This window comes from Brachybacterium sp. (assembly GCF_036379615.1).
GTDB lineage: Bacteria > Actinomycetota > Actinomycetes > Actinomycetales > Dermabacteraceae > Brachybacterium.
Genome location: NZ_DASVGJ010000013.1, coordinates 19,530 through 27,587, shown reverse-complemented (window position 1 = coordinate 27,587; position 8,058 = coordinate 19,530). Strand labels below are relative to the sequence as shown.

The window sequence follows — 8,058 nt, the reverse complement described above, 5'->3', positions numbered from 1 at the left end:
CCCGGTTCCATTCCGAACCCGGAAGCTAAGCTCGATTGCGCCGATGGTACTGCACTCGGGAGGGTGTGGGAGAGTAGGTCGCCGCCGGACATCTTCACTGGGAGTGGAGGAGTGCTTGAACCCCTGCGGGGTGTTCGCCTCTTCCACTCCCTTTTTTCATGCCCGAACGCTGCGCCATGCGCCGCCCCCTCGAGGCACGGTCCCCGCCCTGCCGAGCCAGCGTCTCTCCGCTCACCTCGGGACTCTCGTCCGGGGTGTATCGGCGCCTGTCCCGGTAGACTCGGCCCTCGGATCGTCACCGCTGTCCGAGCGGTGAGGGATCCCCGGGGCGGGAGTCCGCCTCCGCAGTTCGCAGTCCATCATCGGGCGCGCTTCACCCCGCCCCCCGAATCTCAGGAGAGCCATGTCGTCCACGCTGCCGGGCGTTCCCGACGTCGACGAGGACCTCGCCACGAGCGTCACCGAGCGTCTCGCCGCGATCGAGGAACGGCTTCGCGAGTCCGTGGCGACCTCCGATGACATGGTCCGCTGGACGAGCCGGCATCTGATGGACGCCGGGGGCAAGCGAGTGCGTCCCATGCTCGTGCTGCTGTCCGCCTCTCTCGGTGATATCGACGCGGAGGGCGTGCTCGACGCTGCTGTCCTGGTCGAGCTGACGCATCTGGCGAGCCTCTACCACGATGACGTGATGGACTCTGCTGCGACCCGGCGCGGTACGGACAGTGCCCATGCGCTGTGGGGAAACAACGTCGCCATCCTCACGGGGGACTTCCTCTTCGCGCGGGCGAGCGGGCTCAGCGCCCGCATCGGAGCCGACGTGGTCCGCCAGCACTCCGAGACCTTCGAGAGGCTCTGCCTCGGCCAGCTGCACGAGACGGTGGGGCCGGCGGCAGGCGAGGACCCCTTCGCGCACTACATCTCCGTGCTCTCCGACAAGACCGCCTCGCTGCTGGCCCTCGCCGGCAGCCTCGGTGCATCCCTCGCGGGAGCGCCCGAGAGCACCGCGGGGGTGCTGGGGCGCTATGGCGAGAAGGTCGGCGTGGCGTTCCAGCTCGCGGATGACGTGCTGGATCTCGAGAGCGACGCCGCCACGAGCGGCAAGACGCCGGGCATCGATCTGCGCGAGGGCGTGCCGACCATGCCCACGCTCCTGGTGCGTCGCCGAGCGGCAGAGCAGCAGGATGCCGTCAGCCTCGACATCGTCCGTCGACTCGACGGGGATCTCAGCTCCGAGAAGGCCCTGGACGAGGTCGTCTCCCTGCTGCGGTCGGACCCCGCGCTGGAGGAGACCCGTCAGCTCGCCGCACGCACAGCGGAAGAGGCGATGGACATCCTCGCGGAGCTTCCGGCAGGGGCGGTGCGTGATGCACTCATGGGGTTCACGACCACTCTGGTCCGCCGCAGCCGCTGAGCCCGCTCCCAGCGCGCACGCGGGCCCACCACCATCGCGCACGCGGGCCCAGCACCATCGCGCACGCTGAGCCCACCTCCAGAGCGGACACGGAGCCCCGAGGGGGCCGGTTCTGATACCGCAGTGATCGTCGGGCGCCGAGGTGCTCGCCGTGTGCCCCGGTGCTCGCCGTGCGCCGCACTGATCACCGCAGGTCCCCCTCCCCGCACCATGGATTTCTCGACTTCGTGATCCGCCACTCGTGGTGCCCGAGTCCTCCTGCGAGTACCCTGTACGAGGTCGCGCGCGCGGCTGCGCCGAGCTCGGGAGTCGTCCCCCCGGGGGGATGCTGTGAGGCCGTGGGTGGGCGCGCGAGGACAATGAACATGTGCTGGGGGTACGACCATGTCTGACACCGCTGTACCGACGCGGCGCCGGGGGAGGCGGGTGACAGCGGTGTCCTCCGCCGCGCTCGCGATCGTGGCATTGGTGCTCACAGGATTCGCACTGCGCTATCCCGGGCTGTCCTCCTCCGATGTCGAGGTCTCCGACGGTGGGGTCTGGGTCACCAACGAGCAGCTGGGCCTGCTCGGCCGGCTCAATGTCGACGTCGGCGAACTGGACGGCCGTCTTTCCGCCACCGGGCAGGACCTGGACATCCTCCAGTCCGGGTACACCGTGATCGAGACCGGCCCGCGCGGCATGACGCCCATCAACACCGCGTCGGTCACTCGCAACGGACTGGTCGAACTGCCGCCGGGCACAACGGTCACGCTCGGAGGGGACCGCGTCGCGATCTCCGCCCCCAACGGCGCCGTCTGGATCCTCACACCGGACGAGGCCGCAGCCTTCAGTCCCAGCACCGTGGATCCCGTCCTGGAGGCGGGGGACAAGCAGCGACCGGTCGCGGTCTCGGACGCCGGCACCGTGTTCGTCCTGGACGGCTCCGAGCTGCTGACCTTCGAGAGGGCGGATGACACGCGGGACACCGCCGCCGGTGATCCGGTCGAGATCTCGAACGTCTCCCAGAAGCCGGAGTCGATCCAGCTCTCCGCCGTCGGTGAGCAGCCGGTGATCCTGGACCGTGAGAACAACCTGCTGCGTGTCGGCGACGACGGCAAGGAGTACGACCTCGCCGACGAAGGAGTCTCCACCCTCGAGAGCGCGCAGCTCCAGCAGCCCGGTCCTGCGGCGGACACCTTCGTCGTCGCGACCGTGGACACCCTGTTCGTCATCCCCTTCAACGGCGGTGCCCCGGAGGCGATCGCTGCGGGTGGCACGGGCACCGATGTGGTCCAGCCCGCGCAGGTCCAAGGGTGCGCCTACGGGGCCTGGGGCGGCTCCCAGCGGTACGTCCGCGCCTGCGAGGGGCAGGAGCCCGTCGCCGAGACCATCCCGGAGGCCGACAGCGCCTCTGATCTGGTGCTGCGCGTCAACCAGGACCTGGTGGTCCTCAACGATCAGAAGTTCGGTCTGTCCTGGGAGATCATGGACAGCATGCAGCTGGTGGACAACTGGGTGATCGACCAGGAGATCCAGACCAACACGACGCAGGAGAAGGAGAAGGAGACCCTCACCACGACGATCACCAACGTCGCGGCCGAGCGTGACGAGGAGAACCGGGCCCCGACCGCCAACGAGGACACCTTCGGGGTGCGCCCGGGCAAGAACGTGGTGCTGCCGGTGACGCGGAACGACACCGATCCCGACGGAGACATCCTCACCGTGAGCGTCGAGGGGAAGCAGCCGGGGATCGGCGAGGTCACTCCGATCCGGGGAGGCACTCAGCTCCAGATCACGGTCGATCCGGACGCCACCGGCGACGCGACCTTCACCTATCAGGCCGATGACGGTCGCGGGGGTACCGATACCGCCGAGGTCACCCTCGAGGTGCGCGGTGAGGGCGAGAACTCTCCGCCGGCCCCTGCGGACGAGACCACCACCAAGGTGCAGGTCCGCGCCGGTGAGGAGGTCAGCTTCAACATCCAGCCGTACTGGGAGGACCCCGACGGTGATGCCTTCTATCTCGCCAACGCCACCGTCCAGCCCGAGGACCTGGTCACCTTCCGTCCCGACGGGCTGATCACCTTCAACGATGCCGGGCTCTCCCCGGGCACGAAGCAGGTGCAGCTGACCTTCCGCGACGAGAACGGTCTCGCCGGCGAGGGAGTCGTGGAGATCGAGTCCGTCACGGACAGCGATCTCGCGCCGATCACCACGGCTGATCATGCGAGTGTGGTCGCCAGGCACTCCGCGGTCGTCAAGCCCCTGGCCAACGACCTCAATCCCAACGGCGGGGACCTCGAGCTGATCAGCGTCAGCGAGTCCGACGGCCTGGAGGTCGAACCGGTGCTGGATGCCGGCACCATCAACATCTCCGGTGCCTCCCCGGGTGTCCACTACCTCGAGTACTCGGTCGGTGCGAGCGGCGCGAGCACCACCTCTCTCGGCCTCGTGCGCGTGGATGTGACCGAGCCTGAGCCTGAGGACATGGACCCTGTCGCGGTCGACGACATCGGGACCGTGACCACCGGCGCGGACACGCTCATCGATCCGCTGGAGAACGATGTCGACCCCACCGGCGGGGTCCTGGTCGTCAACTCCCTCGACGTCCCCCCGAACAGCGGGCTCAAGGCCACCGTCGTCAACCACCACCTGATCAGGGTCGAGGCGGCGCCCGGGGCTGTCGTCGGCGACGAGCCGGTCGCAGTCACCTACGAGGTCGCGAACTCCACCGGCAGCACCACCGGCACCGTCAGGGTGATGGTCGCGAGCACCGACACCCAGTTCGCCAACCCTGAGGCCGTGCCGGACCGGGCCGTGGTGCGCGCCGGGGACATGGTGAGCATCGACGTCACCGCCAATGACGTCTCGCCGACGGGCTCGGACCTGAATCTCGGCAGCGCCATGGACACTTCTCGCGCCGACGACAAGGGCGCCACCGAGCCGCATCAGGACCAGATCCGGTTCCGGGCGGACGATGATGCCACCGGTGAGGCCGTGGTGCAGTACGAGGTGGTCGATGAGACGGGCCGCACAGGCTCCGCGCTCGCCTACATCACGATCGTCCCCCGGGAGGCGGAGAACTCGCCTCCGAAGCCCGACAACCTCACCGCCCGTACGGTGGCTGGCACCACGGTGCGGATCCCGGTCCCCTCCAGCGGCATCGACCCCGACGGAGATTCGGTGATGCTCACCGGCATCACCAGCCCGATGCCGACCCTCGGAGAGGTGGTCGAGGCCAACGGCGAGTGGATCGAGTACAAGCCGTATGAGGACTCCCGGGGCACGGACCGCTTCAGCTACCAGGTGATGGACCGCCAGGGCGCGATCGGCACCGCAGAGGTGCTGGTGGGGGTGGCGGCACCGAACGAGGCCAACCAGGCTCCCTACGCGGTCGATGACACCGTCGAGGTGCGCCCGGACCGCGAGGTCCAGATCCCTGTGCTCGAGAACGACACGGATCCCGAGGGGGACACGCTCGGCATCGTCCGCGATGACGTGCAGGTGATGACCGATATCGAGCAGATCGAGCCGGGCGAGGGCGAGGAGGACGGGTACATCACCGTCGTCACGCCGACGGAGCCCGGCACCCACACGGTGCTGTACTCCGCTTCCGACAGGCAGCTGAAGAGCTCGGCGACCGCCACCATCAAGGTGGCCAGCAACGCACCGCTGCGGTCCCCGGTCGCCCGTGACGACTTCGTGGATGCCGAGACGATCCTTGATCCGACGACCGAGTACGTCGACGTCGACGTCCTGGCCAACGACTCGGATCCCGACGGCAGCACGAACGACCTCGAGGTCGCGATCGACGGCACCTATGAGGGTGTGCAGCTGGTCGGCGACGACGACACCGTCCGGATCGTCCCGCAGGAGGAGCAGCAGCGGATCCGGTACACGATCACCGACGTGGACGACCGGGTCTCGGCCGGGTACGTCTGGGTCCCCGGCACGGCGAAGCAGGCACCCGTATGGGTGGGCGAGCCGCTCACAGTCCAGGCCGGGTCCGAGGGCACGATCGATCTCGCGGACCCGAGCAACGTGCGCGTCCGGCCCGGTGCTCAGTCGGTCCAGATCACCGACCCCAGCCTCGTCTCCGCACAGCACAGCGACGGCAGCCAGCTCGTGCAGGACGAGTCGACGCTCGTCTACCGCCCGGCGGCGGACTTCTCCGGCAACGACACCATCACCGCAGAGGTCACCGACGGCGCCGTGGGTGATGCGTCCGCGGCCACCGCGACCCTCGCGATCCCGGTCGAGGTCGCTCCGGAGGAGAGCAACCTCCCGCCCACCTTCCAGGGCGCGGTGCTGGAGGTCGAGCCGGCCGGACCCGCGACCACCCTCGACCTGTCGGAGGGCGCGGAGGACCCCGAGGGCGACGACCTCGTCTTCGCTCTCGGCTCGTACGAGGGGGACCCCGAGATCACCGTCGGCGTCGAGGACTCGACGATGACGGTCACCGCGTCCTCGAAGGCCGCCAAGGGCACCATCGTCGATGTGCCGGTGACGGTCAGCGACGGCACCAACCCTCCTGTCTCGACGACCGTCCAGATCACCGTCGGCAGCTCCCAGCGCCCGCTGATCTCCGCCTCGCTCGACGAAGCCGAGATCGACGCCGGGACCACCGAACAGATCGCCGTGCTGGAGAACGATTCGAACCCCTTCCCGGACGGCGACAGGACGGTGCTGGACACCTCGCTGGTCTCCGGCCGTGGAGAGGTCGCCGCGGACGGCGACCAGGTCACGATCACCCCGGATGAGGACTTCCACGGGATCCTCACGGCCCAGTACCGGGTCCAGGACGACACGGAGGATCCGGACCGGGTGGTGTCCGGTGAGATCCGTGCCACCGTGCGCGGGTTCCCGGAGCCGCCCTCCGCACCGCGCATCGGCGAGGTCGGGGACGGCTTCGTCGAGCTGACGTTCAACGCCGGTGCGGACAACGGCGCCCCGATCACGGGGTACACCGTCTCCAGCGCGAGCGGTTCCGGGGTGAGCCAGGAGTGCGCCTCCACCTCGTGCACGATCACCGGGTTGACCAACGACACCGAGTACACCTTCCAGGTGGTCGCGACCAACGAGGTCGGCGACTCCGATCCGTCGGTGCCCTCCGCGGTCGCGCGCCCGGACGTCAGGCCCGAGAAGCCCGCGGCGCCGTCACCCGAACGGGGCGACCAGCAGCTCACCGTCGCCTGGACCGCGCCGGTCAACCGCGGTTCGGCGATCCAGACCTACACCCTGCAGATGCAGAACACGGCGACCCAGGAGGTCTCGTCCCGGGAGGTCGAGGGCGGGAGCACCCAGACGGTGTTCACCGGGCTGCAGAACGGGGTGGACTACCGCTTCCGGATCCAGGCGGAGAACCTCGCGGAGGAGCCCTCCGACTGGTCGGACTGGTCCCGCGCGGAGCATCCGGCCGGCAAGCCGCTGACTCCCAGCGGCACCCCGGAGGCGGAGCGTGTCAACGACCCGCGCGGCGGAACCATCGACGTCAGCTGGCCTGCGATGACGGAGAAGGAAGCCAACGGCGAGCCGATCACCGAGTACATCGTCACGCCGTCCTCCGGGAGCTCTCAGACCGTTCCGGCGTCGAAGACCTCGACCAGATTCCCCCGCATGGACCAGGACTCCAAGCACTCCTTCACCGTCACCGGGGTGAACTCCGTGGGCAAGGGGTCGGGCGCCTCGAAGTCGTCGAATGCGGTGACCCCGTGGGCGAAGCCCTCGGCGCCCGGCGGCGTCGAAGCGTCGATGCCCAGCGAGGGGACCGGTGACGGCCCGAACGGTCGTGCGACGGTCACCTGGGCCGCGGCTGACGGCAACGGCACCACGGTCACGAAGTATGTGATCCGCGGTGGCCCCTCCCCGGTCACCGTCGACGCCTCCACGCGCAGCCACACCTTCACGAACCTGACGAACGGGTCGTCCTACCGGTTCACCGTCGAGGCCCGCAACGGCTTCGAGGCCAATGGCGGGATCAGCGATCCGTCCCAGCAGTCCAATGCGGTGAAGCCGTATACGAAACCCGCGAATCCCTCGGTAGGCAGTTCCAACGGAAAGTGCGCCGACGGCAACAGCTGTCCCGTCACGGTGACGGCGAGTGCCGGAGGCGGCGACGGCGGGGCGGGCGGCAAGACTCTCCAGGTCCGCATCAACGGCGGGAGCTGGACGGACTCGGGCACGTCCTTCTCGAAGACGTACCAGGTGAAGTCCGAGGGCGATGTGACGATCGAAGCCCGGGTCAAGAACGCCAAGGGACTGCTCAGCGGCACGGTGTCCAAGACTCAGGCTGCGCAGAAGTGGACCCCGCCGCCGACGCCGAGAATCGTCAATGCTCGAGGATACGGCGATGCCACCGGTGAATCGGGATGCAAGAACGGCTGGTGCTACTACATCGATTTCACTGTGACCGATCTTGAGCCGAACACGACATACACCTACTGCGTTGCCTCCGAGGCCGGGACCGGCGGCTGCTGGTTCCCGACCTCCGATGGGAGCACCCCGGCGTGGGGGACGCTCACGACGAACTCCTCAGGTGAGTGGGGCCTCAGCGCCAATGGTCATTCGCCGTATTGGGGCCACCCCACGGCGGACGTCTGGGTGACGGTCAAATCCGGCGGCAAGTCCGGAGACTCCAACAAGGTCAAGATCGGATCCAGCTGAGC

At 68.7% G+C, this 8,058-nt stretch carries 2 protein-coding genes and 1 rRNA gene; all 3 read left to right on the top strand.

The annotated features are described in order from the left end of the window. A 5S ribosomal RNA gene (rrf, locus tag VF289_RS03030) occupies window positions 1-90 on the top strand; the annotation flags it as partial. 313 nt (window positions 91-403) lie between these two features. After that, a complete protein-coding gene (locus tag VF289_RS03025; protein ID WP_330880957.1) occupies window positions 404-1,411 on the top strand; it encodes a polyprenyl synthetase family protein in 1,008 nt (335 codons plus the stop codon). 426 nt (window positions 1,412-1,837) lie between these two features. Beyond that, window positions 1,838-8,056: an Ig-like domain-containing protein gene (locus tag VF289_RS03020; RefSeq protein ID WP_330880955.1), complete on the top strand. Its 6,219-nt coding sequence runs from the start codon at window positions 1,838-1,840 to the stop codon at window positions 8,054-8,056. Window positions 8,057-8,058 lie beyond the last annotated feature (2 nt).

What these genes read in the sequence shown, in the direction of transcription:
- VF289_RS03025 (WP_330880957.1), top strand. Translation starts at nt 404, where the DNA reads ATGTCGTCCACGCTGCCGGGCGTTCCCGACGTCGACGAGGACCTCGCC.